Origin of the sequence: Orlajensenia leifsoniae, from assembly GCF_004570845.1 — a bacterium.
Taxonomy (GTDB): Bacteria; Actinomycetota; Actinomycetes; order Actinomycetales; family Microbacteriaceae; genus Orlajensenia; species Orlajensenia leifsoniae.
The window spans coordinates 505366-531686 of record NZ_SPQZ01000003.1; the positions used below are offsets into that span (position 1 = coordinate 505366).

The window sequence follows — 26321 nt, forward strand, 5'->3', positions numbered from 1 at the left end:
ATGATCGAGCTGAGCATCGTCGACGGCGTGGCCGAAGTCGTGCTGAACGCACCGGAGCGGCTGAACGCCCTCGACCCGGCGGCGCTCGCCGAACTGCTCGAGGCCTACATCGAGGCCGAACGTTCCGGCGTGCGGGCCCTCGTGCTGCGCGGAGAGGGCCGCGCGTTCTGCGCCGGCCGTGACATCGCGAACGTCGACCCGGCCACCGACGACGTGTTGGGCTACCTCGGCGACCTCGTCACGCCGTTGCTGGAACGGATGAGCCGGTTCCCGGCGCCCACCTTCGCCAGCGCGCACGGTGCCTGCCTCGGCGTCGGCCTGGGCCTGCTCATCGCCACCGACGTCGTGTACGTGGCGGAGTCTGCGAAGATCGGCTCGCCGTTCGCCGCTCTCGGCGCGACCCTCGACTCGGGCGGGCATGCGCTGTTCTTCGAGCGGCTCGGCGCCCACAAGACCCTCGACCTCATCTACACCGGACGCCTCATGAGCGGTTCGGAGGCCGTCATGTCGGGGCTGTTCTCGCAGGTGCTGCCGGATGACCAGGTGCTCGAGTCGACCCGCGCGGCGGCCCGAGGGGCGGCATCCGGAGCCACCCACGCGTTCCTCGAGAGCAAGCGCCTGATCGCAGGCCTGCGCGACGAACGCCTCGGCCTGTGGCGCTCGATGGATGCCGAGAACCGCGCACAGGCAGCCCTCAGCGCCACGGCGGACTATCGGGAGGGCTTCGCCGCGTTCCGCGAGAAGCGTCGCCCGGTCTTCTCGGGTCGCGGCTGAGCCGTCGTCGATGCACGTCACTGAATGACGTGCTCGACGCCCTGACCGACGTCGATGACCACGCCCACGAAGGAGGGAACGACCTCGGACATCGCCGTCTGCAGGTCGTCGAGCGGCGGCACCGAGCCGTCATCCGTCGTCACGTCGAGCGTCGCGGTGAGGCCGCTCCACGCGACCGCGTAGGTGCGTGCGCCCTCGTCGCCGTCGAGCCAGTCCTGCGTCGTCTGTTGGATCGCGACCGACCAGCGGGCGGTCGCGATCGAGGCGACCGAGTTGGCCGCCAGCGGCACGGCGATGATCGCGGTGAGCACCGCGACGACGGTGTAGGCACGTCGACGGTTCGCGCTCGGTGACGAACTCGGGTCACGCGCGTAGCCGGCCGCAGTGAAGACGATGCTGCCTGCGATGACGAGGGCGACGACGTTGGAGAGGAACAGCAGCAGCGCACCCAGTGCGTCCTGCCACAGTCCCTGCCCGACGCACACGCCCACCACGCCGAGGGGAGGCACGAGCGAGATCGCGATGGCCACCCCGGGAAGGACGGCGCTCAGGTCCTTCCTGCACATCGCGAATCCGCCGGCCAGGCCGGTGGCCAAGGCTGCGACCAGGTCCATCAGGCTGGGAGACGTGCGACCGACGACCTGGGAATTCGCGGCGAGGCTCTCGGGTGTGGCCACGAATGCCGCGAAGAGCAATCCGAGCAGCACGACGACGACCAGACCGACGAGCACCCACGTGATCGACCGGACGACGAGCCCCAGATGCCCAGTGACCATGCCGAGCCCGATGCCGAGGATCGGCGTGCCCAGTGGCGCGATGATCATCGCCCCGATGACTGTCGCGGTCGAATCGGTCAGGATTCCGGCGATGGCGATGGTCCCGGCGAGAACCAGCATGATGAGGAAGCCGCCGCGCTTGCTCACCCTGTCTCCGCTGTCGAGATCGAGGGCGTCAGTCAGGAATCCGACCGGCTGGCGCTTCGACGGCGGGATGAGGGCATCGACGAGACGAGACATGGCAGCTCCTTCGAACGGCGATGCGTTCATGCTGGCACGCGTGGCGCGCCGGCGGCAGGGCAATCAGGCCGAGATGCGGCGGGTCGCATCCGCCAGACGAGATGTTCATCAAGCGATCGATCGAGGAGAGCGGATGACGGGAATCGAACCCGCGCTATCAGCTTGGGAAGCTGAAGTTCTGCCATTGAACTACATCCGCGTGACGGCAGTGAAGCCGTGCGAGAAATACTAGCAACCGCGCCGTTAGGCTGACGACGTGCTTCTCTCCGACCGTGACATCAAGGCCGATCTCGCCGCCGATCGCATCAGTCTCGAGCCCTACGACGAGGCGATGGTGCAGCCATCGTCGATCGACGTGCGGCTCGACCGCTTCTTCAGGCTGTTCGACAACCACAAGTACCCGTTCATCGATCCGGCGGAAGACCAGCCCGAGCTCACGCACCTCATCGAGGTCGCCCCCGACGAGCCGTTCATCCTGCACCCCGGCGAGTTCGTGCTCGGCAGCACCTACGAGGCCGTCACACTTCCCGACGACATCGCCGCCCGGCTCGAGGGCAAGTCGTCACTCGGCCGCCTCGGCCTGTTGACGCACTCGACCGCAGGCTTCATCGACCCCGGATTCTCGGGCCACGTCACCCTCGAGCTCTCGAACGTGGCGACCCTGCCCATCAAGCTCTGGCCGGGCATGAAGATCGGCCAGATGTGCTTCTTCAGGCTCACCTCGCCGGCCGAGAAGCCCTACGGCTCGGCGGAGTACTCCTCCCGGTACCAGGGGCAGCGAGGACCGACGGCATCCCGCTCGTTCCAGAACTTCCACCGAACGGATGTCTCCACGACCGAGGCAGGTCGTCCCGGCGCGTGAGCCAGATGGGCTACGACGCCAGGAACGGCTGGTACTCGTAGCCTGCCTCGTCCAGGATCGCCACCGTCGCCTCCGGCACCTCTATGAAGGCGCCGGGCAGGTTGTTCAGCGGCTCCGAGACGACGACCCGCGCCCGGTCGCCGAACAGGTTCAGGCGCTCGGCATCCGGGTACAACTCGCGCAGGGCTGATATCTCGGCGGAGTGGAACAGCGAGCGCGTCTGCCCCTGGCTCGAGTATCGGAAGGTCCAGAGCGTCCTCCCATTCGACACGGCGAGCGTGCCCTGCATCGGGAACGCGACTCCCTTCTCGCGGCCCACCGACTCGACCATGCGCACGGCCTTCGCCATCGCGCCGATCGGGTCGTCCTGGAGCCCCAGGGTCAGCGCGAGGTGGAAGAGCACCTCCGAGTCGGTCGTTCCGTGGATGGCCGGGTAGAGCGACGGATCCACGGCGAACGTCAGGTCGCGCTTGTACGTGATGAAGTCGGAGAGGAACCCGTTGTGCATGAACATCCAGTTCTCGTGACGGAACGGATGGCAGTTGGTCTGCTGGATGGGCGGCCCGCCCGCTGCCCGCACGTGCGCGAAGAACAGCGGGCTCTCCACGGCCTGGGTGATCTCGCGCAGGTTCTCGTCATGCCACGCCGGTTCGATGCTGTGGAACAGGGCCGGGATGCCGCGCGTGCGGTCGTCCTTCGGGTACCAGCCGAATCCGAAGCCGTCTCCGTTCACGGTCTCGGCCCCGAGCGGCGAGTTGAGCGATTGCGCCACGAGGGAGTGTTGCGCATCGAGGATCAAGGTGGACGGTTGGATCGGTTCGCCCGAATAGGCCAGCCAACGGCACATGAAGCCACCTCCGTAGCATCGTCATCGATGTTCGTGATGCTACTCGCGCTGTGCGAGTGCGTCACCCGCGGAACGGGACGGTTTCTTCTGCGCGCAACGGACACCTGTCTGTAACCCGCGCCGGGTATCGTCGGAGTATGAGTCCCATCACCACGTCCGCGTTCACCGCGGCCCTCGTCGCCGACGGTCCGGCGCCCGAGAGCAGCGTGTACGCGCGCGGGTTCGGCTCGTTGGTCGGCTCGTGGGCGGTGAAGGGGCGACGTCTCGATGAGGCATCCGGAATCTGGAAGGAACGCGAGTTCACCTGGATCGTCTCGTTCATCCTCGGCGGCCACGCGATCCAGGACGTCGAGGTGGTGCCCAGCGTGGATGACCCCGAGGTCATGGAGACTCTCGCGACGGGCGTGCGCGTCTACGATCCGGATGCCGGACTCTGGCGTGTGAGCTTCTTCGCCCCGCAGACCGGGGACTTCTGCCATCTGGTCGCGAGCCGGCACCGTGACGGCATCCGCCAGGACGGATCGCAGACCGACGAGCGGCCGATCCGGTGGAACTTCAGCGCGATCACCGAGACGAGTTATGTCTGGGACGCCTGGGTGTCGAACGACGACGGTCGCACCTGGGAGCTCACGGAGCACAACGAGGCGGTTCGGGTCAGCTGAGACGCTGCGCTTCGGCCGCGGACTTCCTCGGGCCTCGGCGCGCGGGTCGGCAGGTCAGCGCGCGGAGTCGCCCGTCAGCGCGTTCGCCCGCTCGACGGCACTCGGCGCCGCGGCGCCGCTCATCAGTCGGTCGACGAGCTCGTCGAGGGTCTTCGTGACGATGCGGGGCATGTCCACGGCATCCGGATCGAGCAGCCACTGCACCTGCAGGCCGTCCATCACGGCGATGAGAGTGGATGCTGCGTCGAGGAGATCCTGTCGGGAGGCGTGGCCCTCGGTCACCTCGCCGAGCACGCCGGCGATCTTCTCGCGCAGCACCGTGGTGCGGTCGCGGAAATACTCCTGGGCCGGATGCCCGTCGGTGACGGACTCGGCGGAGAGCACGGCGTAGGTCTGCACGACTCCGGGGCGGTGCGTGTTCTCGGCGACGGTCTCGATGATGTGCGAAAGGAAGGACGGGCCCTCGGCCTGCTCGCGTGCCTCGACACCGGCGACCTCGATGCCATCGCGGTACTTGAGCACGGCGATGAGCAGGCCCTCCTTGGAGCCGAAGTGGTGGAGCACACCGGCGTGGGTCATGCCGGCCTGCTCGGCCACCTCGACCAAGGCTCCCTTGTTGTAGCCGCGGGCGCCGAACACCTGCATGGCCGCCTGCAGCACGGCCTCGCGGCGCTCGAGCGTGCGGGCCTGAGGGCGCTGCACCCTGTCGGCCGCTGAGACCACCCGGGTCGCGGTCTGTGCCGTATCGGCCACGATCGTTCCTTCCATCGTGCCGACGGATCCTGCCGGCACTCACACATTCTCGAAGCTTCCGGCCTCGTCGCGGAAGTCCCCGGAGCGAGTCGCGACCGAGTTCCGCGACGTTATCAAAGCGTTACCACACTGACTTACTGACTTGTAAGTAAGTGTGCCACGATAACCAACATCACTCAATGACGAGCTCTGATCTGGAGTATAGGCGTGACCCTCAGCACCACAGCCACCGACCGGTCGGTCGATCGGAGCGCTGCCTCCGTCGCATCGCTGGACACAGCCGCACTCGCATCCGGGCTCCCGCTCGACGAGAAGATCGCCCTCCTCACCGGGGCCGGCACGTGGGTGCTGCACAACATCGACGCGATCGGGCTGCGCACCGTCACGGTGTCGGATGGACCCATCGGCGTGCGCGGAGTCGACGGTGACGGCCGCCCGTCGGCCCAGCTGCCGGCGCCCAGCGCCACGGCCGCCACCTGGGACGTCGACCTGCAGGCGCGCATCGGCACGCTGATGGCGGGGGAGGCCCGGCGCAAGGGCGTCGACGTCGTGCTGGCACCCGTCGTCAACCTGCAGCGCTCTCCCGTGGGCGGCCGCCACTTCGAGTGCCTCTCCGAAGACCCCTTCCTCACCACGCGGCTGGCCGTGGCGTTCATCGACGCGCTGCAGCAGCAGGGCGTGGCCGCCTGCATCAAGCACTTCATCGCCAACGAGACCGAGACCGATCGCACCGAGTACGTCTCGCGCATCGATGAGCGCACCCTGCGCGAGGTCTACCTGGCTCCGTTCGAGGCGGTGGTCGAGGCCGGCGTCTGGACCATCATGGCCGCATACAACGGCCTCTCCCTCGAGGGCGTCGACGCCACGGCGACGGAGCACGGCCCGCTGCTGAACGGCATCCTCAAGAACGAGTGGGGCTTCGACGGCGTCGTCATCAGCGACTGGCTGGCGACCAAGAACACTGTGGAGGCCGCCCTCGGCGGACTCGACCTCGTGATGCCCGGCCCCGGCGGCCCGTGGGGCGAGAACCTCACCCAGGCCGTTCGCGACGGCCGCGTGCCGATCGACGTCATCGACGACAAGGTGGCGCGAATCCTGCTCCTCGCCGAGCGCGTCGGAGCTCTCACCGGTACCGCCGGCGACGTTCCCGCCTTCGACGCGACGGATGCCTCCCCCGAGCCCGACGCCCCAGAGGTCCGCGCGCTCCTCACCGAGCTGGCCGCCCGCTCCACCGTCGTGCTGCGGAACGAGGGCGCCCTGCTCCCGCTCGGCGCCGACACGACGAGCGTCGCCCTCATCGGGCCGAACGCCGCGAAGCTCTTCACCCAGGGCGGCGGCAGCGCCTTCGTGCGCGCCCCGCTCGTGGCCGACCCTGTCGCGGCTCTGCGGGCGGCGCTGCCTGCGGCATCCGTCTCCCTGCACCGCGGCGGAGTGAGCGAGGCCGGCGCGCCCGCGATGCCGAGCGAGCTGCTCTCCACCCCCGACGGCGCCCCCGGAATGCTCATCGAGCACCTCGACTCCCACGGTGCGGTCGTCGACACGAGCGTGATCACGGATGCCGCCCACATCTGGTTCGACATCCTCGACCCGCGCGTCGTCGACGTTCGACTGACCACCGACGTGAGCGTCGCCGGCGGCGGACACCATGCGATCGAGTTCGCCCCGGTCGGGGCGCACCGCATCGAGGTCGACGGCGTGCTGCTCAGCGAATCGGGCGCCCGCGTCGGCAGCGAGGTCGTGCTCAACTCCTCTTACGCGAACCCCGAGACCTTCACGGCCACCCTTCCGGATGATGACGCCGACCGCGTCGTGCACATCGAGGCCGTGCTGCAGGTCGTGCAGGCCGACGCCTACGGCGACTTCGTGCGGCTGCACCTGCGATACCGCGAGCCCGGGCTGTCGGTGGAGCAGGAGATCGCCGAGGCTGTCGCTGCCGCGAGCGCATCGGATGTCGCCGTCGTCGTCATCGGCACCAACCCCGAGACGGAGTCCGAGGGCTGGGACCGGCCGAACCTCGACCTGCCCGGCCGTCAGAACGAGCTCGTGCGCCGCGTGCTCGAGGCCAATCCGCGCACGATCGTGATCGTCAACGCCGGTGCCCCGGTCATCCTGCCGTGGCTCGACGAGGTTCCCGCCGCGCTCTGGTGGTGGCTGCCCGGCCAGGAGGCCGGCACCTCGCTCGCAGCTGTGCTCACCGGAGCCGTCGAGCCCTCGGGTCGCCTGCCCTGGACCCTTCCAGCCGACGAGGCCGACGTCCCCGTGGCGAACGGCCTACCCGTCGACGGATTCGTCGACTATCCCGAGGGAACCGACGTCGGCCACCGCGGGTGGGACCGCCACGGCCTCACCCCAGCCCGCGAGTTCGGCTACGGGCTCGGCTACACGACGTGGGAGTACAGCGGGATCGCCGTGACGGATGCGCCGGCATCCGGAGCCGAAGCCGCTGCAGGCGCCGCAACCACCCTGGCCACGGCCTCCATCACCCTCGCCAACTCCGGCCCCCGCGCCGGCCGCGAAGTCGTGCAGGTCTACCTCGAGGCTCCCGCAGAACCAGCCGACCCCCAGCGCCCGGTGCGCTGGCTCGCCGGCTTCGCAGTCGTCGACGCCGAACCCGGCGTCGAGATCACCGTCGACATCCCGCTGGCCAGACGATCCTTCGAGATCTGGTCGACGGATGCCGCGACCTGGCGACTCCCCGCCGGCACGTATCGTGTCGTCGCGGGACGATCCAGCCGAGATCTCCGTCTCGAGGCCGCGCTCGCGGTCTCCTGAGGGGGAGCCCACCACCACCACGAAGCACCACACGCACCACGGGCATCCGCTCGACACACAAATGAGATGCAAGGAGGCATTCAGATGAGAAAAAAGCTCATCATGGCTGCGGCGGCATTCGCCGTCGCCGGACTCGTCCTCTCCGGTTGCTCCCCCTCGTCGGGGAACAACTCGGGCGGAGGCAGCGACAAGCCGCTGACGATCGCGATGCCGAACGGCGCGATCACCGAGAACTCGAACCCGTTCCTCTCCACGGCAGCCGGATCCCAGCTGGGCTACCGCTGGGCGATCTACGAGCCCGTCGTGCAGTTCAACCTCGCCGAGCCGAGCAAGCCGGGCACCCCCTGGCTCGCGGAGGAGTTCGCGTGGAACGACGACTACACGAGCATCACCTTCACCGTCCGCGATGGCGCGAAGTGGTCGGACGGCGAGGACATCACCGCCGATGACTACGTCTACACCTTCGAGCTCCTGCGCGACAATCCTGCACTGAACGTCTCGGCACTGCCCATCACCGACGTCACCGACAACGGCGACGGCACCGTCACGGTCGGCTTCGAGACCTCGCAGTACGTGCGCCAGCAGTTCATCTACCAGACCTTCATCGTGCCGGAGCACGTCTGGTCGAAGATCGCCGACCCCGAGACCGACGTCAACAAGACGCCTGTCGGCTCGGGCCCGTACACGCTGAAGACCTGGACTCCCCAGGTCGTCACGCTCACCGCGCGCGACGACTACTGGGGTGGAGAGCCGCCCGTGAAGACGCTGCAGTACAGCTCCTTCACCGACAACGCGGCCCTCACGACGGCCCTCACCTCGGGCCAGGTGCAGTGGACCTGGACGTTCATCCCCGACTACGAGAACGTCTTCATCGCGAAGGACCCGGCGAATCACCTCGCCTGGTTCCCGGCCGGCCTCGGCATCGACCTGCTCTACGTCAACACCACGGAGAAGCCGTTCGACGACGCCGCCGTGCGCAAGGCCGTGAGCATGGTCATCGACCGCGACAAGATCTCGACGCAGGCCTACTCGGCCACCTCGCCGGCGATCACCAGCGAGACCGGCCTGCCGCAGCCGGCCGGTGACCCGTTCATCAGCTCTGCACTCACCGACGCCAACTACGAGGTCGACGTCGACGGAGCCAAGAAGGTGCTGGCGGATGCCGGGTACACCCTCGACGGCGACAAGCTGATCGACCCGTCGGGCACTCCCGTCACGTTCAGCCTGACCAACCCCACCGGGTGGTCGGACTACCTCGCCAGCCTGCAGATCATCGCCGACTCGGTGAAGCCGCTCGGAATCGACGCCACAGTCGACGCCCAGGCTGCCGACCCGTGGTTCGACGCCGTCGCGCAGGGCAACTTCCAGGCGACCAACCACTGGACGGACACGGGCATCACGCCGTACGACATCTACTCCAACTCGATGAACGGCACCTTCAACGTGCCGGTCGGCGAGAGCGCCGAGTGGAACTTCGGGCGGTACGACAACCCGAAGGCCACCGAGCTGCTGAGCCAGTACGTGGCGGCGACGGACGACGCCGGACGCCAGACGGCGCTCGACGGACTCCAGCAGATCTTCGTCGACGACGTGCCGGCCATCCCCACGGTCGGTCGCGCCTTCGGTGCCGAGTTCTCGCAGAAGTACTGGAAGGGATGGCCGTCGGCAGACAACCCCTACGCCCACCCGCAGCCCACCCAGCCCAGCGTCTCCCAGGTTCTGATGAGCCTCGAGGCGAACAACGGCTAGCTGAGTGACGTGTGAGGGGCGGGGAGTCTTCCGGATCCCCGCCCCTCATGCAACGCTGCACTTGCACAGTCTCGAAGAGGAGATCATGAACGACGTCGTTCTCGAGGCCCGCGGGCTCACCAAGCACTACACCAGCGGGCATTTCCGCAAGAAGCGCATCGTGCGTGCCGTCGACGGGGTCGACATCACGTTGCGCCGGGGCGAGGTCGTCGCCCTGGTGGGCGAGTCCGGCTCAGGCAAGTCCACGATCGCGCGGCTGCTCTCGCAGCTGATCCCGCGCACCGCCGGCGACATCCTGCTCGACGGCGAGAGCATCACCGTGGGCTACGGCCACGCGTTCCGCGCCTACACGAAGCGCGTGCAGATGATCTTCCAGGACCCGTTCGCATCGCTCAACCCCGTGCACCCCGTGCGACACACCCTCAATCGCTCCGTCAGCATCCACAGCCCGAAACTGTCGAAGAAGGAGCACGACGCCGCCGTGCTCACCCTGCTCGAGCGGGTGCACCTGCGCCCCACCGAGCGCTACGTCGACAAGTACCCGCACGAGCTCTCGGGCGGGCAGCGCCAGCGGGCGTCGATCGCGCGAGCCCTCGGCGCGTCGCCCTCGGTGCTCCTCGCCGACGAGCCCATCTCGATGCTCGACGTGTCGATCCGTCTCGGCGTGCTCAACCTGCTGCGCGAGCTGCGCGACGAACTGCGCATCGCCATCCTCTACATCACGCACGACATCGCCTCGGCACGCTACTTCGCCGACCGCACCATGGTCATGTACGCCGGCCGCGTCGTCGAGACCGGCGACAGCGAGATCGTCACGCAGCATCCGGCGCACCCCTACACGAACCTGCTTATCGCCTCTGCCCCCGACCCCGATGCCGAGCACCCGGAGGGCCGCGCCAAGGGCGAGCCGCCGAGCCTGGCGAAGACGCCGACAGGCTGCAGCTTCAACCCGCGCTGTCCGTTCGCGAGCGAGCTCTGCCGCTCCGAGGCTCCACCCCTCCTCGAGCTGCCGCTTCCCGTCTCGGTCGCGCCGTCGTCGTCCGTCGGGTCGGTGACGGATGCCGCAGCCCCCGTGCCCCGCCAGGCCGCCTGCTGGCTCTACGACACCACCGGACGCGCTGATGCGCCATCCGCCCCCGAGTTCGTCGCCGACGCCCTGGGAGTCGCCCGATGAGATTCCTCCTCCGCCGCCTCGCGTTCTACGCGATCACCCTGTGGGCGGCCGTCACCATCAACTTCCTGATCCCACGGATGCTGCCGGGCAACCCCGTGCAGTCGATCATGAACCGCTTCCAGGGGCACCATCTCGAGTTCCGCCGTCACCAGCCTCAAGGCGCTGTTCGGCATGGACGACCCGCAGCCGCTGTGGGTGCAGTACTGGAACTACATCGGGCGCATCCTGCGAGGCGACTTCGGTCTCTCGTTCACCTACTACCCGACGCCGGTCTCCGAGGTGATCGCGCAGGCGCTGCCCTGGACCATCGGCCTCGTCGGCATCGCCACGCTGCTGAGCTTCATCATCGGCACCAGCGTCGGCGTCCTCGCCGGCTGGCGCCGCGGCAGCTGGATCGACGGCGTGCTTCCCGTCGCCACCTTCTTCTCGGCCGTTCCGTACTTCTGGCTCGGCCTCATCGCCATCATGATCTTCGCGGTGTGGATCCCGATCTTCCCGGCGTCGGGAGGTTACGCGTGGGGTGCGATCCCCGGCTTCAACATCGAGTTCATGGGTTCGGTGCTCTACTACGGCATCCTGCCGGCCGTCACGATCATCCTGAGCTCCGTCGCCGGCTGGATCCTCGGCATGCGCAACATGATGGTCACGGTCTCGAGCGAGGACTTCGTGACGGTCGCCCACGCCAAGGGCCTCAAGGAGCGCACGGTCATGGTGGGCTACGCAGCCCGCAATGCCGTGCTGCCGCAGATCTCCGGCTTCGCGCTCGCCCTCGGCTTCATCGTGGGTGGAACCCTCGTGACCGAGATCGTGTTCAGCTACCCGGGCATCGGCTTCGTGCTGTTCCAGGCCGTGAACGCCAAGGACTACCCCTTGATGCAGGCGATCTTCCTCGTCATCACCATCGCCGTGCTCGTGGCGAACCTCCTCGCCGACGTCCTGTACGTCGTGCTCGACCCGCGCACCAGGCAGGACTAGGACCATGGGATTCATCCGCAACCGCAAGTCGCTGACCGGACTCATCATCCTGGGCTTCTTCGTGCTCATCGCCATCATCGGCCCGTGGATCGCTCCCTACGACCCCGACGCCCTCGGCGACGCGACTCTGGCTCCCCCGAGCCCCGAGCACTGGCTGGGCACCACGCAGGTCGGGCAGGACATCCTGTCGCAGCTGCTCGTCGGAACCCGCGGCGTGCTCGTCGTCGGCTTCGTCTCCGGCGCGATCGCCACCTTCCTCGCCGTGATCGTCGGAGTCACGGCCGGCTACGTCGGCGGGCTGACGGATGAGATCCTGTCGGCGCTCGCCAACATCTTCCTGGTCATCCCGGCACTGCCGCTCATCATCATCATCACCAGTCAGCTGCCGTCGGCCGGCGAGTTCACCACAGCCGCCGTCATCTCGATCACTGCGTGGGCCTGGGGCTCCCGCATCATGCGAGCGCAGACCCTGTCCCTTCGCAACCGCGACTTCATCCAGGCCTCCCGCGCCAACGGCGAGTCGCTCTGGCGCATCGTGACGGTCGAGATCCTGCCGAACCTCACGGCCATCATCGCGTCGAGCTTCGTGGGCACCGTGACCTTCGCCATCCTCTCCGAGATCACGCTGGCCTTCATCGGCGTCGCGTCGATCTCCGACTGGAACTGGGGCACCATCCTGTTCTGGGCGCAGTCCAACCAGGCGCTGGCCCGGGGCGCGTGGTGGTGGTTCGTGCCCGCCGGCCTCTGCATCGCCCTCGTCGGCATGGCCCTGGCGCTGATCAACTTCGGCATCGACGAGTACGTGAGCCCGCGACTGCGCACCACGGCCGCCCGCTCGCGCGACCTCAAGCGCCTCGGCATCACCCCGCGCGTGGGCTTCACCCCCGTCGCCCGTGGCCACCTCGCTCCACCGAAGCCGCGTCGTCGCCCCAAGCCCCACGAGCCCGTCCCCGCCATCGACACGTCGTTCGCCATGATCGAAGAAGAGGCCAACCGATGACCACCCAGACCCGCCAGGAACGCGCCGAACGGTCGTCGCGCCCCTCACGGCCGGAGGTGCGCGTCGTGCCGCCGCCGGCGCAGCTCGCCGACGACCTCGTGCTCGACATCCGCGAACTCTCCGTGCAGTACGGCTACGGAGAGAATGCGGTGCAGGCTCTCAAGGGCGTCTCGCTGCAGCTCGGTCGCGGGGAGATCCTCGGACTCGCAGGGGAGAGCGGATGCGGCAAGTCGACGCTCGCCTACGCCGCGACGCGGCTGCTCCCCCCGCCCGGCGTCATCACCGGCGGCGAGGTCCACTTCCGAGCGGTCGACGGGCAGGAGCACGAGCTGCTGTCGCTCAGCGACAACGAGCTGCGGGCCGTGCGCTGGAGCGACCTCGCCATCGTGTTCCAGGGTGCGATGAACTCGCTGAACCCCGTGTACCGCATCAGCCGGCAGATCCTCGACGCGATCCAGGTGCATCGGCCCACGTGGTCGTCGAAGCAGCGCCAGGACCGCGCCAAGGAGCTCATGCAGCTCGTCGGCATCCCGGCGGAACGCCTGCGTGCCTTCCCGCACCAGCTCTCGGGCGGCATGCGTCAACGCGTGATGATCGCCATGGCCCTCGCCCTCGAGCCGCAGATCCTCATCATGGACGAGCCGACCACGGCGCTCGACGTGGTGATGCAGCGCCAGATCGTCGAGCAGATCGTGCAGTTGCGCGACCGCATGGGCTTCTCGGTCATCTTCATCACGCACGACGTGTCGCTGCTCATCGAGATCGCCGACCGCATCGCCATCATGTATGCCGGGGAGATCATCGAGCAGGGCCCTGCCGAAGAGCTCTACCGTCGTCCGCGGCATCCGTACACCCGAGGGCTCTTGAAGTCGTTCCCGCCGCTCAAAGGACCGAAGACCGAGCTCACGGGCATCCCGGGCTCCCCGCCCGACCTGGCGAACCTGCCGACGGGCTGCAAGTTCCACCCGCGCTGCCCGTTCGCCATGGAGAAGTGCGTGACCGTGGAGCCCGTGCTGCAGATCTCGCCGGCCAAGCCCGAGCCGGGCCGGACCGTCGCGTGCTGGCTGCACGAGGACGAGGCGCTTCTGCCGCAGGAGCTGGCGCGGTAGGACCCGCTCGACCTGGCTAGCTGAGCTGGTCCTGCTTCGCCTTCACGGGAGTGAGCAGGAGCAGCCCGATGAGCAGCACCAGCACGATGCCCAGGATGCCCCAGTACTGCTCGCCGCCGATGGTCACGAACAGCGCGAACGCCGTGGGCGCCAGGAACGTCGCCGCCCGGCCCGTCGTGGCGTAGAGACCGAAGACCTCGCCCTCGCGCCCGGCGGGAATGAGCCGGGACAGGAACGTGCGGCTCGCCGACTGCGCCGGGCCGACGAAGAGGCAGAGCGCGAGGCCGAAGATCCAGAAGACCACGGTTCCGCCGTCGTGCAGGAGGAACACCAGCGTGCCCGAGATCACGAGGCCGATCAGCGCCGTGATGATCACGGGCTTCGCGCCGAGCCTGTCGTCGAGGTAGCCGACGCTGATGGTCGAGATACCGGCCACGACGTTGGCGGCGATCGCGAAGATGATGACGTCGCCGGGGGAGAAGCCGAAGGTGCCTGCAGCGAGCACGCCGCCGAAGGTGAAGACGCCGGTGAGCCCATCGCGGAACACGGCGCTCGCGAGCAGGAAGTAGACCGTCTGGCGGCTGGTCTTCCAGAGCCGGGCGATGTCCTTTCCGAGAACGGCATACGACTGGATGAAGCCGACGCGGGCGCGCTTGGCGGCATCCGTCACCGGAAGCTCCGGAATGGCGAACAGCACGGGCAGGGCGAAGACCGCGAACCACAGGGCCGCGATCACCATCGAGACCCGCACGGCGAGGCCGTCTTCACTCGTCACGCCGAACAGGCCGACCTCGGGCTTGATGAAGCCGAAGTAGACGATGAGCAGCAGCACGATGCCGCCGATGTAGCCCATGCCCCAGCCGAATCCGCTGACGCGGCCGACGGTGTTGCGGGTCGAGATCTGGGCGAGCATGGCGTTGTAGTTGACGCCGGCGATCTCGAAGAACACCGTACCGACGGCCAGCAGGATGAGGCCGAGGAGCAGGTAGTCGGGGCTCGGCTGCACCAGGTACATGAGTGCCAGGCAGGCGACCACCACGGCGGTGTTCACGGCCAGCCAGAGCTTGCGGCGGCCCGACGTGTCGGAACGCTGGCCCGTCACCGGGGCGATGAGCAGCACCACGATGCCCGCCAGGCCGAGCGCCCAGCCGAGCTGGGCCGACACCGCGGCTTCCTCGCCGAACGCCTGGCCGGTGATGTAGACGGTGAAGACGAAGGTGGTGGCGACGGCGTTGAACGCCGCCGATCCCCAGTCCCACAGGCCCCACGCGAGGATCTGGCCTCGAGCGGTCTGCGGATCGGCAACGGTGCTGGTCATGCGCTCAGGCTAATGCCGCGGGGTGAACGACACGCTGCATCCCGGTGGCGGAATACGAGCGCGCCCGGCGCCGGGTGCCGCCCCGTCTGCGGGCCCGGCATCCGTCACCACAGCTCGGCGACGAGCTCGGCGAAGAACGACTCGGCGTCACGGTCGAGGCCGTGCCTGCTGAACCAGGTGCACACGTTCGTCACGTCGCGGTGCAGGAAGTCGAGGCCGCTCGGATTGGCGGCGACGTCGACGAGCTGGGGCAGGTCGATGACCACGACGCGGGCGTCGTGCACGAGCAGGTTGTAGGCCGAGAGGTCTCCGTGGGCGACGCCGGCCCTGGCGAAGGAGCGCATGATCTCGAAGGTCTGGTCGAACAGCGGCTCGAGCTCGTCGCGTCGCCCCCGCACCTGGGCGAGCCGCGGTGCGGCGGTGCGTCCGTCGCCGATGAACTCCATGAGCACCTCGGTGGAGTTGACCTGCACGGGGTAGGGAACCGGCACGCCGGCCGCGTGCGCACGGCAGAGCGCCTCGAACTCGGCGAACGCCCACCGTCCGGAGGCGACGCCGCGGCCGTAGGAGGAGCCGCGCGCGATGGCTCGGGTGTCGCGGGTGTTCCGCATCCGTCGCCCCTCCTGATACTGGGCGGATCGGTGGAAGTCACTGGTCTCGAGCCCGCGGTACCTCTTCGCGGCGAGCAGGCAGCTGGGGCCGGGGTTGCCGGAACCGTCGTCGGGAACGCCGCGCTCGATGAGGAACACGTCGCCCTCCTTGCCGGTCTTGACGATGCCGAGCTCCGTGTCGAAGGCGGCGGCGCTCGTGACGAGCCACGACGGATACGGCTGGGGTCCGCGCTCGGTCGGCGTGATCGACGGCCAGGTCGACCAGCGTTGGCCGTCACCGGGCTCCGCGAGGGTGAAGGCGCCGTCGAACTCGTCGAAGGCGGGGTGGGAGGTCGTGAGAGTGGGGGTCGTGAGAGGGGTGTCGAAAGACAAGGTGATGTTCTCCGGATGAGACGGAGGCCACCGGATGTCCGCGCCGCGTGAGACGCAGGGCGGGTGCTAGCGGATGACCTCGAGGAAGGAGGAGTGAGCAGGTGTCACTGAGAAGACGGCCATGCGATATCACTCCCTTCGATCTCCGGTGGAACGGATGCGCGAACGCGCGCGCTCAGCCTACGCCCGCGCGCGCCGTGGGGGCAATGCCCGCCGCCCGTCCTCCGCGCGGCAGTTGTGGTTGCTTCGAGGCCGGCATTGCAGCCGAAACTGCAGCGCCGGCGTATCAGCGTGTCCAGTCGCGGGAGCGCAGCGCCCGTTCGAGGCGCTCGAGCACCTCGAGGTCCGTCATGCGCTTGCCGACGCGGATGACGATCCAACCGTCCTCGGAGAGGTCGTTGAGCCGATTCACGTCCGTCGCGAACTGGTGCCCGTCGAGTCGATGCTGCTCACCGTCGTACTCGAGCAGGACCTTGTAGCGGCGGTACACCAGATCGCCGTGCGTGTTCCGACCTGACGACAGGGCGATGGGGCCGTTGAGCTCCGCCTCGGGAAAACCAGCGCGCAGAGTCACGAGGCGCAGGCGACTCTCCCTGGCGGAGGCAGAGCGCTCCCGGATCCACGTGCGTGCCACGGCGATGCGACGCGCGCCGGGCCGCGCTCCGAATGCGGTGATCGCCCGGCCCAGGTCATCGAGGGTGGACAGTGGGCGCGGCCAGCCGACCAGGCGATCTCCGGCGATGATCGCCTCGTCCAGGGTCAGCAGTCCCGCGGTCTGGCACCAGGCATCACACGGTGCAGCGACGGAGAGCCCGTTATGGCGCGTGCGGGCAGCGGTCGTCGCTCCTCGATGCCCGACGATGCCGCGCATGCGTGGCGGCTGGCTGCCGGCATCGGAACTCACATGCAGCAACGGCTCGACCTCCAGTCGTCGCGGGAGGGGGATCTCCCAGAGCAGGGCGCCGGTGGTGTGGCTGAAATACTGCGTGGTCGGCATCCGGGCGGCGTAGGCGCGGCAGAGCGCCTCGAGGTCGTCGGCGACGGTCGCGGTCCGAACGCCGCGGAACGGCGAGTCGAGGTCCTTCGCCCGGGTGCGCGCTCGCGTCAACCCGTGATGTTCGGCGTCTGAGACGGTGAAGGGCCGCGCGGCGAGCGCGGGCGGAAGTGGGGCTGGATGGCGCATGCCCGATCGTCGCCCTCGCCGGAGTCGCCGCCCGTCGTCGGACGGCATCCGTCTACCCCGTCGGTCCTGCATGGGGTGGGGAGGACCCGCATCCCGTCGCCCGCGCAGCAGTTCCGGCTGCTTATAAAGCTGCATTCCAGCCGAAACTGCTGCGCCAGCAAGCGCGGGTTTACTGCAGCACGGTTACCGATGCCGCCAGCTTCGGCGTGCTCACGTAGACGAGGTAGCCGTTGGCGTAGACGAACCCGCCGTCGACGTCTGGCGCACCCTGATCGGGCAGGGCGATGAAGCCGGGGTAGCTCGCGTCGTCCTCGGTGGCGCCCTGGGCGATGAGGTCGCCGCGCTTCGCCTGCCAGAGGGGCTCGGGGATGGCGACGAACCCGCCCTGGAGGTCGGGGCCGCCGTCGGGGCTGGTCCAGGCGCACCAGGTGCCGCCGGCCGCTGCGGCCTCCGCCATGACGTCGGGCCACGTCGACAGCGGGTTCGGCACGTAGCCCTCCGCCGTCAGTCCTGCCGTCTGCTCCTCGGTGAGGAACGTCTCGCAGCCCGGCGCCGAGATGGGCGTATCGGCCGTGGGCGCTGCCTGGTCGCGCGGGGCGACAGCGCTCGGTGACGAGCTCGAGGAGCCGAAGGTGGGTGTGGGGTTCACGGTTCCGGATGCGGCATCCGATGGCCCGCCGGATGCCCCGGCGCAGCCGCTGAGGCCGAGGCCGAGGGTGAGCGCGAGTGCGGTGGCGACGGCGAAGGAGCGGCGTGCGGCGGGGGCGAGAGGCGTCCGGGTCGACATGGCGCCATCGTAGGCAGCGACGGTGACGATTGGCAGGGAATGGGATCGATCGTCGCGCAAGCGATATCCGGGCGACATCCGGACGACACGCGATCCCGGCTCGGTCAACCGCCGTGAGACTACTGCACCCCATGGTGAGGACCGGGAATCGGCCGATGGTCAGGGGTTCGGCGAGCGGCGAAGCTGAGAGTTGAGTGGGTTCGACTCAACTTTGGCGACTTCGGCTTGACACCATTTGGCCCCGGTGGAACACTTGAGTCATCAAGGCTCAAGTCTTGATGGACAGACTTCGGATCGCTCTCACGGGCCTGCCGAAGGGCAGGCCGGAAGGCCGAACCACAGGCCGCGGCACCATCGCGGCAGAAGGAGAAACACACATGTCACGTGCAGTAGGTATCGACCTCGGAACCACCAACTCGGTCGTCAGCGTCCTCGAGGGCGGCGAGCCCAAGGTCATCGCGAACGCCGAGGGCTTCCGCACCACCCCGTCGGTGGTCGCGTACACGAAGGACGGCGAGGTGCTCGTCGGCGAGACCGCCAAGCGCCAGGCCGTGACCAACGTCGACCGCACCATCTCCAGCGTCAAGCGCCACATGGGCACCGACTGGAAGACCGACATCGACGGCAAGAAGTACACGGCGCAGGAGATCTCCTCGCGCATCCTCTCCAAGCTCAAGCGCGACGCAGAGCAGTACCTCGGCGACACGGTGACGGATGCCGTCATCACGGTTCCCGCCTACTTCAACGACGCCGAGCGCCAGGCCACGAAGGAGGCCGGCGAGATCGCAGGCCTCAACGTGCTGCGCATCATCAACGAGCCCACCGCGGCAGCTCTGGCCTACGGCCTCGACCGCGGCAAGGAGGACGAGCTCATCCTCGTCTTCGACCTCGGTGGTGGAACCTTCGACGTCTCCCTCCTCGAGGTGGGCAAGGACGACGACTTCTCGACCATCCAGGTGCGCTCGACCGCCGGTGACAACCGCCTCGGTGGAGACGACTGGGACCAGCGGATCGTCGACTGGCTGATCAAGCGCTTCAAGGACTCGACCGGTGTCGACGTCTCGAACGACAAGATCGCCAAGCAGCGCCTCAAGGAGGCTGCGGAGCAGGCCAAGAAGGAGCTCAGCTCCTCGATGAAGGCCAGCATCCAGCTGCCCTACCTCTCGCTCACCGAGAACGGCCCGGCCAACCTCGACGAGACACTCACCCGCGCCGAGTTCGAGAACATGACCAGCGACCTGCTCGACCGCACGAAGAAGCCCTTCGAGGACGTCATCCGTGAGGCCGGCGTGAAGCTCGACGAGATCGCGCACGTCGTGCTCGTCGGTGGCTCGACCCGCATGCCCGCCGTCTCCGACCTCGTGAAGAAGGAGACCGGCCAGGAGCCCAACAAGGGCGTCAACCCCGATGAGGTCGTCGCCGTCGGCGCCGCCCTCCAGGCCGGCGTCCTCAAGGGCGAGCGCAAGGACGTGCTGCTCATCGACGTCACCCCCCTCAGCCTCGGCATCGAGACCAAGGGCGGCATCATGACCAAGCTCATCGAGCGCAACACGGCCATCCCGACCAAGCGCAGCGAGACCTTCACCACGGCAGACGACAACCAGCCGTCCGTGGCCATCCAGGTCTTCCAGGGCGAGCGCGAGTTCACCCGCGACAACAAGCCGCTCGGCACCTTCGAGCTCACCGGCATCGCGCCGGCTCCTCGGGGCGTTCCGCAGGTCGAGGTCACCTTCGACATCGACGCCAACGGCATCGTGCACGTGTCCGCCAAGGACAAGGGCACCGGCACCGAGCAGTCGATGACCATCACGGGCGGCTCCTCGCTGCCCAAGGAGGACATCGAGCGCATGGTGCGCGAGGCCGAGGAGAACGCCGCCGAGGACAAGAAGCGCCGCGAGTCGGCCGAGACCCGCAACTCCGCCGAGCAGCTCGTCTACTCGATCGAGAAGCTGATCAAGGACAACGAGGACAAGCTCCCCGAGGACGTAAAGACCGAGGTTCAGGGCGACGTCGACGCACTCAAGAGTGCTCTCGCCGGCGACGACGACGAGGCCGTGAAGACCGCGTTCGACAAGCTCAATGCATCGCAGGGCAAGCTCGGCGAGGCCATCTACTCGCAGTCGCAGGCTGCACCGGATGCCGCTCCCACCGACGGCGCCGAGGAGTCGACCTCATCCGATGAGGATGTCGTTGACGCCGAGGTCGTCGACGACGAGGAGCAGAAGTAACCATGGCCGACGATCGGGACAACGAGAACACGGCTCCTGAGCCTGGGAACGACGGCCCCGAGCAGCCGCAGACCGACGGGGCGTCCGCACAGGACGCCCCCGAGGCCGGGCTGTCGGATGTGAATGTCGAGGACGGCTTCGAGGGCCCCGACGTCGAGACCAGCCTGTCGGATGCCGACCTGAGCTTCCTCTCGGGTCAGTCCTCCGCCGAGGAACTCGCGGAGCAGCACCTCACCGACCTCAAGCGGGTCACCGCCGAGTACGCGAACTACCGCAAGCGCACCGACGCGAACCGCGAGGTCGAGCGCGAGCGCTCGATGGGCGAGGTCGTCAAGATCCTGCTTCCGGTGCTCGACGACCTCGACCGTGCCGAGAAGCACGGGGACCTCGAGGGTGAGACGCCGTTCTCGACCATCGCGTCGAAGCTGCGCGCATCCGTCGAGCGACTCGGACTCACGCCGTTCGGAACCGTGGGCGACCTGTTCGATCCGAACATCCACGAGGCGATCTTCCAGCAGCCGAGCGACGAGGTGGAGACCGACACCGTCGCCGACGTCGTCGAGACCGGCTACTACCTGGGTTCATCCATGCTTCGCGCGGCCAAGGTCGTCGTGAAGGTTCCGGCCTAGGCCCAGAGCCCTCAGAAGGGAGCCAGATGGCCAGCCAGGACTGGTTCGACAAGGACTTCTACAAGGTTCTCGGCGTCTCGAAGGATGTGACGCAGGCCGACCTGAAGAAGACCTACCGCAAGCTCGCCCGCAAGTACCACCCCGATTCCAACCCGGGGAACGCTGCGGCCGAGGCGAAGTTCAAGGAGATCAGCGAGGCCAACTCGGTGCTCTCCGACCCCGAGCAGCGCAAGGAGTACGACGCCGTGCGCGCCATGGGCGGCGGTGCTCGCTTCACGGCGGGCGGCGCCGGTGGCCAGGGCGGCTTCGAGGACGTCTTCGGCGGCATGTTCGGCGGTGGAGCGCGCGGTCAGCAGTCCAGCCAGCAGACGCAGTTCGACGATCTGCTCGGTGGCATGTTCGGCGGTCAGGGCGGGCGGTTCGGGCAGTCGAGCGGCGGCTATCGCGGCTTCGGCGGTCCGACTCCCGGGCGCGATGTCTCGGCATCGACGACGCTCGACTTCCAGACCGCTGTGACCGGCGAGACCATCACGCTGCAGACCTCGGCCGGACGCGAGATCAAGGTGAAGATCCCGGCCGGGGTCTCCGACGGTCAGAAGATCCGGTTGCGCGGCAAGGGCGAGCCATCGCCCGACGGCGGAACCGCCGGTGATCTCATCCTCACGGTGGCTGTGCGCAAGCATCCCGTCTTCGAGCGTGACGGCCTCAACCTGCGCGTGACAGTGCCGGTGACCTTCGTGGAGGCCGCCCTCGGCGCCACCATCGAGGTGCCGACGCTCACGGGCGAGACCGTGAAGCTGCGCGTGACCCCGGGTACCCCCGGCGGCCGCGTGCTGCGGGTCAAGGGCCGCGGCGTCTCCACGACGAAGGGCACGGGCGACCTGCTCGCCGTCGTGCAGATCGCCGTGCCGTCGCACCTCTCGAAGGAGGCGCAGGAGGCCGTCGAGGCTCTCGCTGCTGCCCTCCCCGACGAGAACCCCCGCGACGAGCTGCTGGCGCGAGCCCGCGGTTGACGAACGATGGGGTCTGCGGATGAATGAGCACAGCGCCATCTTCGGCATCTCGGTCGCGGCCGAGCTCGCCGGCATGCATCCGCAGACCCTGCGCCAATACGACAGGCTCGGTCTGGTCTCTCCGTCGCGCACCTCGGGCAAGTCGCGCCGCTACTCGATGCACGACGTCGTGCAGCTGCGCGAGGTCGCCCGGCTGAGCGCCGAGGGCGTGAGCCTCGAGGGCATCCGGCGCGTGCTCGACCTGGAGAACCAGGTCGTCACCCTCAGCAAGCGCGTGCACGAACTCGAGGCCGCGCTCGCCGACGAACTGCTGCAGCGTCCGGGCCGCCGGGTGTTCGCGGCAGGGTCCGAGGGCGACGTCATCTCGCTGAAGGCGGGCACCCGCGTGCGTCGCTCGACCCAGGTCGTGGTCTGGCGGCCGCTGGAGCAGGGCAAGTAAGCACGCTCTCTGCCCCGCTGATCGAGTAGCCCGCGAGCGAAGCGAGCAGGCGTATCGAGATCACTCTGCGAATCCCGATGTGGTCTCGATACGCGTCCTCGCTGCGCTCGGTCACTACTCGACCAGCAGTGGGAACTACCCTTGGCACATGTTCGAGTTCGAGTCCCTCCGCCGGTTCCCCGACGTCGAGGCGCCGAACCTGTTCGCCTCCGACGCGGCCGACAGGCTGATCATCGACGAGGCCGGCCCCGCGCTGCTCGATGCGGCACCGGCATCCGTCGTCGTCATCGGCGATGACTACGGAGCTCTCACCCTCGGTGCTGCTGCGCTCTACGAGGTGACCGGCATCCGCACCCACCAGGACGATCTCTCGGGTGAACTGGCGCTGGCCAACAACGCCGCTGCCACCGACCTCGCCGACGTCTACACCTCCCACGCGCTCGACGAGAAGCTGCTGAGCGGCGCCTCGATCGTGCTGCTGCGCCTCCCGCGCGGCCTCGACGCGCTCGACGAGATCGCCGAGGCCATCGCGCGCTTCGCCGCCCCCGACGTACGAGTGGTCGCCGGGGGCCGCCTCAAGCACATGACCCCGGCGCAGAACGAGGTGCTGCTGCGCCACTTCGGCCGTGTCGACGTGAGCCTGGCCCGCCAGAAGTCGCGGGTCCTGCTCGCCACCGAGCCGCGCCAGCGTGCCGCCGATGGAGCCCCCGCCACCCCCAGCTGGCCGCGCCGCAGTCACGACGACGCCCTCGACCTGGAGATCGTGGCTCACGCGGCCGCCTTCGCCGGGGCATCCGTCGACATGGGGGCACGGATGCTGCTGGGCCATCTGGGTCAGGCCGCTCCGGATGCCGCGAGGGTGATCGACCTCGGATGCGGCACCGGTGTGCTGGGCACGGTGCTGGCGCTCCGCCGCCCCGACCTCCGCGTGCTCGCCACCGACCAGTCCTCGGCCGCCGTGGCGTCGGCCCGCGAGACGGCCGTGGCCAACGGCGTGGGCGACCGTGTGACCGTGGTGCGCGACGACGGGCTGAGCAGACAGGGTGATGCAAGCGCCGAGTTCATCGTGCTCAACCCGCCGTTCCACATCGGGGCGACCGTGCACACGGGCCTGGCGCACAAGCTGTTCGCCGACGCCGGTCGCGTGCTGGCGCCGGGCGGCGAACTCTGGACGGTCTGGAACACCCACCTCGGGTATCGCTCCGCGCTCACCAGGCTGGTCGGCCCGACGCGTCAGGTGGCGCGCAACGACAAGTTCACCGTGACGGTGTCGACGCGCCTGTAGCTCCGGTCGCCCGGGCCTCGACGGGCCGACGCACGTGCGGAGCGGCATCCGACAGGCCAGCATCCGTCCCGCCTTCCCGGCCCAGCCGCCAGAGCTCGCGCACGGTCCAGCCGAGCAGCACGACCAGCAGCAGGTTGCGAGCCCCGAGCACCGACGCCGCCCACGGACTCAGCTCGATGAGCTCGAGGTAGAACAGCGGGAACACCAGCGTGGTGGCCGCCGCGATGACCGTGAGCAGGATGGCCGGCACGCGCCAGGCCCGCCCGAGCTGCGCGATGCCCACCACCACGATGGGCGCGAGCCACAGCATGTACTGGGGCGATCCGACCTTGTCGAACACGATGAAGGCCGTCGCGAGGGCGAGCGCCCCGGTCAGCAGCAGGCGAGGGTCGCCGGCTGCCCCGCGGCGCCGCTGGGCCCAGCCGATGAGCACGGCGATCACGGCGACGGCGGCCAGCATCACGCCGGTGCCGTTCTCCATGATCCAGATGTCGCCCGGCCCGCTCACCTCGCGGGTCTCGAGCGCCCAGTCCTGGTACACCTCTGCGCCGGGAACGTGGGCGATGGCCATCCACAGCCAGGGAGTCCCGAGCACGGACTCGAGCTGCAGATGACGGCTGCCCTGCGTCGTGAGGAAGCTCGTCACGTGCCAGAGGCCGCCCGCCGCGACCGCCACGCCGACGATGGCGAGCGAGGTGAGACAGGCCCAGATCGCGATGACCCTCCGCCGCCCGGAGGAGATGACGGCGGCGAGCAGCACGGCCGCCGGCCACACCTTGATCCACGCGGCCGCGGCGAGCAGTGCCGCTGCGAGGCGCGGGCGGGTGCCCAGCAGCACCAGCGCGACGATCACCATCGGACCGGTGAAGCCCTCGAGCCGCAGCAGCGCCACGGGGCTGAGCAGGAGCAGGATGCCGAGCCACCACCAGGCGGCCGGGTAGGCGCTGCGCCGCCTGCCGGCATCCGTCAGCACCCACAGGGAGACGCCGTTGGCCGCGGTGAGCAGCAGGAACCAGACGAGCTGATATGCGCCGGCGCCGAAGATCGCCGGCAGCACGACCGGCAGGAGCGCGCCGACGGGGTAGACCCAGTCGCTGTCGATGCCTACCCAGACCCCGTGATCCATCACGTGCATCGCCCACTGGCGGTAGAGCGGCAGGTCGCCGGCGACGCCACCGGCCAGCATGAGCGGCAGCAGCCAGGCGAGGAACGCGAGGTGCAGTGCCACGAACGCGATCACCAAGGCGCGGCGGGAACGCAGCAGGCGTCGGGCGAGCATCCGCCACCGGATGCCGCGAGCCGACCTGAGCAGGCCGGTGGGGCGCAGGGCTGTGGCTGGCACCCGTGCACGCTACGACCGCACTCTGGATCCCGGGTGGGCGTTTCCTTGGGGTCGGCTATGACGGGTGACCGGATGCGGTGCCTCGCCGTTCGTGGGACGCTTGACGGGATGCCCGACACACTGGAACAGATGGACACCCGCCTCGAGGGGCAGCTGCGCGATGCCCTCGCGACGCCGTGGGTGACGATCGTCTGGAACGACCCGGTCAACCTGATGAACTACGTCGCCTTCGTGTTCCGCAGTTACTTCGGGTACTCGGCCGCCGAGGCCGATCGCCTCATGCTGCTGGTGCACAACGAGGGCCGCGCCACTGTGGCCAGCGGCAACCGCGAGCAGATGGAGCGGCACGTCGCGGCGATGCACGGCTACGGGCTGCAGGCATCCGTCGCCAGGGAAGACGCATGACGAGCGTGCAGCTGACGGATGCCGGCCGCATCCGCATCGACTTCGAGCCCGACGAGGCCACCATGCTGGCCGATCTCGCGGGGCAGATCGCCGACCTGATCACGGATGCCCCGCACGACAGCGCCTTCACGCGCCTGTTCCCGCCGGCCTACCGCGACGACTCGGCTGCGGCGGCCGAGTTCGAGCGCTTCGAGCGCGCCGGCCTCGCCGAGGGCAAGGTGAACGCCGCGCGGACTGTGCATGCTGCGGCATCCGTCGGCGAACTCGACCCCGGCGAGATCGTCGAGGTCGAACTCGACGACGACGACGTCTGGCCCTGGCTCACCCACCTCACCGACGTGCGCAGCGTGCTGGCCGACAGGCTCGGCATCGAGGACGACGACAGCGAGATCCAGCCCGATGACGAGCTGCTCACGCTGCTGCCCCTCTACGACTGGCTCGGCTGGCTGCAGGGCGCCATCATCGCCGCCCTGGAGTCGCTCGAGGTCGGCGAGGGCGCCGTGACCGGCGAGGGTGGCGAGGCCGACTAGCCCTCGCGGCGCGTCAGCACGAAGACCGGGATGACCCTGTCGGTCTTGGTCTGGTAGTTCGCGTAGTCGGGCCAGGCAGCCACCGAACGTTCCCACCACGCCGCGTACTCGTCGCCCGTGACCTCGCGGGCGTCGTAGTCGTGCTTCTCGGCGCCGTCCTGCAGTTCGACGTGCGGGTCGGCCTTGAGGTTGAAGTACCAGACCGGGTGCTTCGGGGCGCCACCGAGCGAGGCCACGACGGCGTACTCTCCGTCGTGCTCGACGTGCATGAGCGGGGTCTTGCGCAGCTTGCCCGACTTGGCTCCGCGGCTCGTGAGCACGATGATCGGCTTGCCGCGCATCGTGTTGTCCTTCGCGCCGTTCGAGGCCTCGAAGCCCTCGACCTGCTTGCGCGCGAAGTCGGCGCTTCCGTGTTCGTATTCGCCCTCGAGCGGCATCCGTCGTCCCCTGTCCGTTGTGTGAGTGCTTCACATCCACCCTGCCACG

Annotated in this window: 25 protein-coding genes and 1 tRNA gene; 16 read left to right on the forward strand and 10 right to left on the reverse strand. The window is 68.7% G+C overall.

What is annotated here, in order from left to right:
- Entirely contained in the window at window positions 1-774 is a 774-nt protein-coding gene (locus tag E4M00_RS10305) for an enoyl-CoA hydratase/isomerase family protein (protein ID WP_135120396.1), read from the forward strand.
- A gap of 17 nt (window positions 775-791) precedes the next feature.
- Here the strand turns inward: E4M00_RS10305 and E4M00_RS10310 are convergent, their stop codons facing one another.
- Both E4M00_RS10310 and E4M00_RS10315 read right to left on the reverse strand, forming a co-directional pair.
- A complete protein-coding gene (locus tag E4M00_RS10310) occupies window positions 792-1790 on the reverse strand; it encodes a TIGR00341 family protein (protein WP_135120398.1) in 999 nt (332 codons plus the stop codon).
- A 128-nt stretch (window positions 1791-1918) separates the two neighbouring features.
- Window positions 1919-1989, reverse strand: a tRNA-Gly gene (locus tag E4M00_RS10315).
- 57 nt (window positions 1990-2046) lie between these two features.
- On the opposite strand from E4M00_RS10315, the gene dcd reads away from it, so the two are divergent.
- On the forward strand, window positions 2047-2652 hold the full coding sequence (gene dcd, locus E4M00_RS10320) for a dCTP deaminase (RefSeq protein WP_056170344.1): 606 nt from the start codon (window positions 2047-2049) through the stop codon (window positions 2650-2652).
- 10 nt (window positions 2653-2662) lie between these two features.
- Here the strand turns inward: dcd and E4M00_RS10325 are convergent, their stop codons facing one another.
- A complete protein-coding gene (locus E4M00_RS10325; RefSeq protein WP_135120400.1) occupies window positions 2663-3499 on the reverse strand; it encodes a class II glutamine amidotransferase in 837 nt (278 codons plus the stop codon).
- A 137-nt stretch (window positions 3500-3636) separates the two neighbouring features.
- Between E4M00_RS10325 and E4M00_RS10330 the strand changes: the two genes are divergently transcribed.
- Window positions 3637-4161, forward strand: a complete 525-nt coding sequence (locus tag E4M00_RS10330; RefSeq protein ID WP_135120402.1) for a hypothetical protein — start codon at window positions 3637-3639, stop codon at window positions 4159-4161.
- A gap of 54 nt (window positions 4162-4215) precedes the next feature.
- Here the strand turns inward: E4M00_RS10330 and E4M00_RS10335 are convergent, their stop codons facing one another.
- Window positions 4216-4914: a TetR/AcrR family transcriptional regulator gene (locus tag E4M00_RS10335; protein ID WP_204772991.1), complete on the reverse strand. Its 699-nt coding sequence runs from the start codon at window positions 4912-4914 to the stop codon at window positions 4216-4218.
- Between the two features lie 207 nt (window positions 4915-5121).
- Here E4M00_RS10335 and E4M00_RS10340 point away from each other — a divergent pair, with 207 nt between their 5' ends.
- The 6 genes from E4M00_RS10340 (at window position 5122) to E4M00_RS10365 (ending at window position 13693) form a co-directional block, all read left to right on the forward strand.
- Window positions 5122-7686 carry a beta-glucosidase family protein gene (locus E4M00_RS10340; protein WP_240037011.1) on the forward strand — a complete coding sequence of 855 codons (2565 nt, stop codon included), beginning with the start codon at window positions 5122-5124 and terminating at the stop codon, window positions 7684-7686.
- Between the two features lie 84 nt (window positions 7687-7770).
- Window positions 7771-9435 (forward strand): ABC transporter substrate-binding protein, encoded by a 1665-nt coding sequence (locus E4M00_RS10345; protein ID WP_193555574.1) that lies wholly within the window; start codon window positions 7771-7773, stop codon window positions 9433-9435.
- Window positions 9436-9520: 85 nt separating this feature from the next.
- Entirely contained in the window at window positions 9521-10609 is a 1089-nt protein-coding gene (locus tag E4M00_RS10350; protein ID WP_135120404.1) for an ABC transporter ATP-binding protein, read from the forward strand.
- A 171-nt stretch (window positions 10610-10780) separates the two neighbouring features.
- Complete coding sequence (locus tag E4M00_RS10355) at window positions 10781-11584, forward strand: ABC transporter permease (RefSeq protein ID WP_338033191.1); 804 nt, start codon at window positions 10781-10783, stop codon at window positions 11582-11584.
- Window positions 11585-11588: 4 nt separating this feature from the next.
- Entirely contained in the window at window positions 11589-12584 is a 996-nt protein-coding gene (locus tag E4M00_RS10360) for an ABC transporter permease (protein WP_135120406.1), read from the forward strand.
- Window positions 12581-13693, forward strand: coding sequence for an ABC transporter ATP-binding protein (locus E4M00_RS10365; protein ID WP_135120408.1), 1113 nt, complete (start codon window positions 12581-12583; stop codon window positions 13691-13693). The genes E4M00_RS10360 and E4M00_RS10365 overlap by 4 nt, the downstream gene beginning before the upstream one ends.
- 16 nt (window positions 13694-13709) lie before the next feature.
- Here E4M00_RS10365 and E4M00_RS10370 read toward each other — a convergent pair whose 3' ends face one another.
- From E4M00_RS10370 to E4M00_RS10385, 4 genes are all read right to left on the reverse strand, one after another.
- The gene (locus E4M00_RS10370; protein WP_135120410.1) at window positions 13710-15011 is read right to left on the reverse strand and encodes an MFS transporter; all 1302 of its coding nucleotides are present in this window, start codon (window positions 15009-15011) and stop codon (window positions 13710-13712) included.
- A 104-nt stretch (window positions 15012-15115) separates the two neighbouring features.
- Window positions 15116-15994 carry a serine protein kinase RIO gene (locus E4M00_RS10375; RefSeq protein ID WP_135120411.1) on the reverse strand — a complete coding sequence of 293 codons (879 nt, stop codon included), beginning with the start codon at window positions 15992-15994 and terminating at the stop codon, window positions 15116-15118.
- Between the two features lie 286 nt (window positions 15995-16280).
- The gene (locus E4M00_RS10380; protein ID WP_204772992.1) at window positions 16281-17177 is read right to left on the reverse strand and encodes a hypothetical protein; all 897 of its coding nucleotides are present in this window, start codon (window positions 17175-17177) and stop codon (window positions 16281-16283) included.
- Window positions 17178-17346: 169 nt separating this feature from the next.
- Window positions 17347-17964: a hypothetical protein gene (locus tag E4M00_RS10385; RefSeq protein ID WP_135120413.1), complete on the reverse strand. Its 618-nt coding sequence runs from the start codon at window positions 17962-17964 to the stop codon at window positions 17347-17349.
- A gap of 377 nt (window positions 17965-18341) precedes the next feature.
- On the opposite strand from E4M00_RS10385, the gene dnaK reads away from it, so the two are divergent.
- From dnaK to E4M00_RS10410, 5 genes are all read left to right on the forward strand, one after another.
- The gene (gene dnaK, locus E4M00_RS10390; protein WP_135120414.1) at window positions 18342-20192 is read left to right on the forward strand and encodes a molecular chaperone DnaK; all 1851 of its coding nucleotides are present in this window, start codon (window positions 18342-18344) and stop codon (window positions 20190-20192) included.
- Between the two features lie 2 nt (window positions 20193-20194).
- On the forward strand, window positions 20195-20821 hold the full coding sequence (locus E4M00_RS10395; RefSeq protein WP_135120415.1) for a nucleotide exchange factor GrpE: 627 nt from the start codon (window positions 20195-20197) through the stop codon (window positions 20819-20821).
- Between the two features lie 26 nt (window positions 20822-20847).
- Window positions 20848-21834, forward strand: a complete 987-nt coding sequence (locus E4M00_RS10400; protein WP_135120416.1) for a DnaJ C-terminal domain-containing protein — start codon at window positions 20848-20850, stop codon at window positions 21832-21834.
- Between the two features lie 19 nt (window positions 21835-21853).
- The gene (locus E4M00_RS10405; RefSeq protein WP_135120417.1) at window positions 21854-22273 is read left to right on the forward strand and encodes a heat shock protein transcriptional repressor HspR; all 420 of its coding nucleotides are present in this window, start codon (window positions 21854-21856) and stop codon (window positions 22271-22273) included.
- A 148-nt stretch (window positions 22274-22421) separates the two neighbouring features.
- Window positions 22422-23558 (forward strand): class I SAM-dependent methyltransferase, encoded by a 1137-nt coding sequence (locus tag E4M00_RS10410; protein ID WP_135120418.1) that lies wholly within the window; start codon window positions 22422-22424, stop codon window positions 23556-23558.
- On the opposite strand, the gene E4M00_RS10415 is transcribed toward E4M00_RS10410, so the two are convergent.
- A complete protein-coding gene (locus tag E4M00_RS10415; RefSeq protein WP_135120419.1) occupies window positions 23530-24900 on the reverse strand; it encodes a glycosyltransferase 87 family protein in 1371 nt (456 codons plus the stop codon). The two genes, E4M00_RS10410 and E4M00_RS10415, sit on opposite strands and share 29 nt — an antisense overlap.
- A 108-nt stretch (window positions 24901-25008) precedes the next feature.
- On the opposite strand from E4M00_RS10415, the gene clpS reads away from it, so the two are divergent.
- Entirely contained in the window at window positions 25009-25305 is a 297-nt protein-coding gene (clpS, locus tag E4M00_RS10420) for an ATP-dependent Clp protease adapter ClpS (protein ID WP_056170383.1), read from the forward strand.
- On the forward strand, window positions 25302-25835 hold the full coding sequence (locus E4M00_RS10425) for a DUF2017 family protein (protein ID WP_135120420.1): 534 nt from the start codon (window positions 25302-25304) through the stop codon (window positions 25833-25835). The genes clpS and E4M00_RS10425 overlap by 4 nt, the downstream gene beginning before the upstream one ends.
- Here the strand turns inward: E4M00_RS10425 and E4M00_RS10430 are convergent.
- A complete protein-coding gene (locus E4M00_RS10430; RefSeq protein WP_135120421.1) occupies window positions 25832-26272 on the reverse strand; it encodes a nitroreductase family deazaflavin-dependent oxidoreductase in 441 nt (146 codons plus the stop codon). The genes E4M00_RS10425 and E4M00_RS10430 overlap by 4 nt on opposite strands.
- Window positions 26273-26321: the final 49 nt, after the last annotated feature.

Bases quoted from the DNA above. Each gene is read 5' to 3' on its own strand.
- E4M00_RS10305 (WP_135120396.1), top strand. From the start codon at position 1: ATGATCGAGCTGAGCATCGTCGACGGCGTGGCCGAAGTCGTGCTGAAC.
- E4M00_RS10410 (WP_135120418.1), top strand. From the start codon at position 22,422: ATGTTCGAGTTCGAGTCCCTCCGCCGGTTCCCCGACGTCGAGGCGCCG.
- E4M00_RS10425 (WP_135120420.1), top strand. From the start codon at position 25,302: ATGACGAGCGTGCAGCTGACGGATGCCGGCCGCATCCGCATCGACTTC.
- E4M00_RS10310 (WP_135120398.1), bottom strand. From the start codon at position 1,790: ATGTCTCGTCTCGTCGATGCCCTCATCCCGCCGTCGAAGCGCCAGCCG.
- E4M00_RS10405 (WP_135120417.1), top strand. From the start codon at position 21,854: ATGAATGAGCACAGCGCCATCTTCGGCATCTCGGTCGCGGCCGAGCTC.
- E4M00_RS10370 (WP_135120410.1), bottom strand. From the start codon at position 15,011: ATGACCAGCACCGTTGCCGATCCGCAGACCGCTCGAGGCCAGATCCTC.
- E4M00_RS10380 (WP_204772992.1), bottom strand. From the start codon at position 17,177: ATGCGCCATCCAGCCCCACTTCCGCCCGCGCTCGCCGCGCGGCCCTTC.
- E4M00_RS10400 (WP_135120416.1), top strand. From the start codon at position 20,848: ATGGCCAGCCAGGACTGGTTCGACAAGGACTTCTACAAGGTTCTCGGC.
- E4M00_RS10350 (WP_135120404.1), top strand. From the start codon at position 9,521: ATGAACGACGTCGTTCTCGAGGCCCGCGGGCTCACCAAGCACTACACC.
- E4M00_RS10430 (WP_135120421.1), bottom strand. From the start codon at position 26,272: ATGCCGCTCGAGGGCGAATACGAACACGGAAGCGCCGACTTCGCGCGC.
- E4M00_RS10355 (WP_338033191.1), top strand. From the start codon at position 10,781: ATGGACGACCCGCAGCCGCTGTGGGTGCAGTACTGGAACTACATCGGG.
- E4M00_RS10385 (WP_135120413.1), bottom strand. From the start codon at position 17,964: ATGTCGACCCGGACGCCTCTCGCCCCCGCCGCACGCCGCTCCTTCGCC.
- E4M00_RS10360 (WP_135120406.1), top strand. From the start codon at position 11,589: ATGGGATTCATCCGCAACCGCAAGTCGCTGACCGGACTCATCATCCTG.
- E4M00_RS10345 (WP_193555574.1), top strand. From the start codon at position 7,771: ATGAGAAAAAAGCTCATCATGGCTGCGGCGGCATTCGCCGTCGCCGGA.
- E4M00_RS10330 (WP_135120402.1), top strand. From the start codon at position 3,637: ATGAGTCCCATCACCACGTCCGCGTTCACCGCGGCCCTCGTCGCCGAC.
- dnaK (WP_135120414.1), top strand. From the start codon at position 18,342: ATGTCACGTGCAGTAGGTATCGACCTCGGAACCACCAACTCGGTCGTC.
- E4M00_RS10365 (WP_135120408.1), top strand. From the start codon at position 12,581: ATGACCACCCAGACCCGCCAGGAACGCGCCGAACGGTCGTCGCGCCCC.
- E4M00_RS10395 (WP_135120415.1), top strand. From the start codon at position 20,195: ATGGCCGACGATCGGGACAACGAGAACACGGCTCCTGAGCCTGGGAAC.
- E4M00_RS10325 (WP_135120400.1), bottom strand. From the start codon at position 3,499: ATGTGCCGTTGGCTGGCCTATTCGGGCGAACCGATCCAACCGTCCACC.
- clpS (WP_056170383.1), top strand. From the start codon at position 25,009: ATGCCCGACACACTGGAACAGATGGACACCCGCCTCGAGGGGCAGCTG.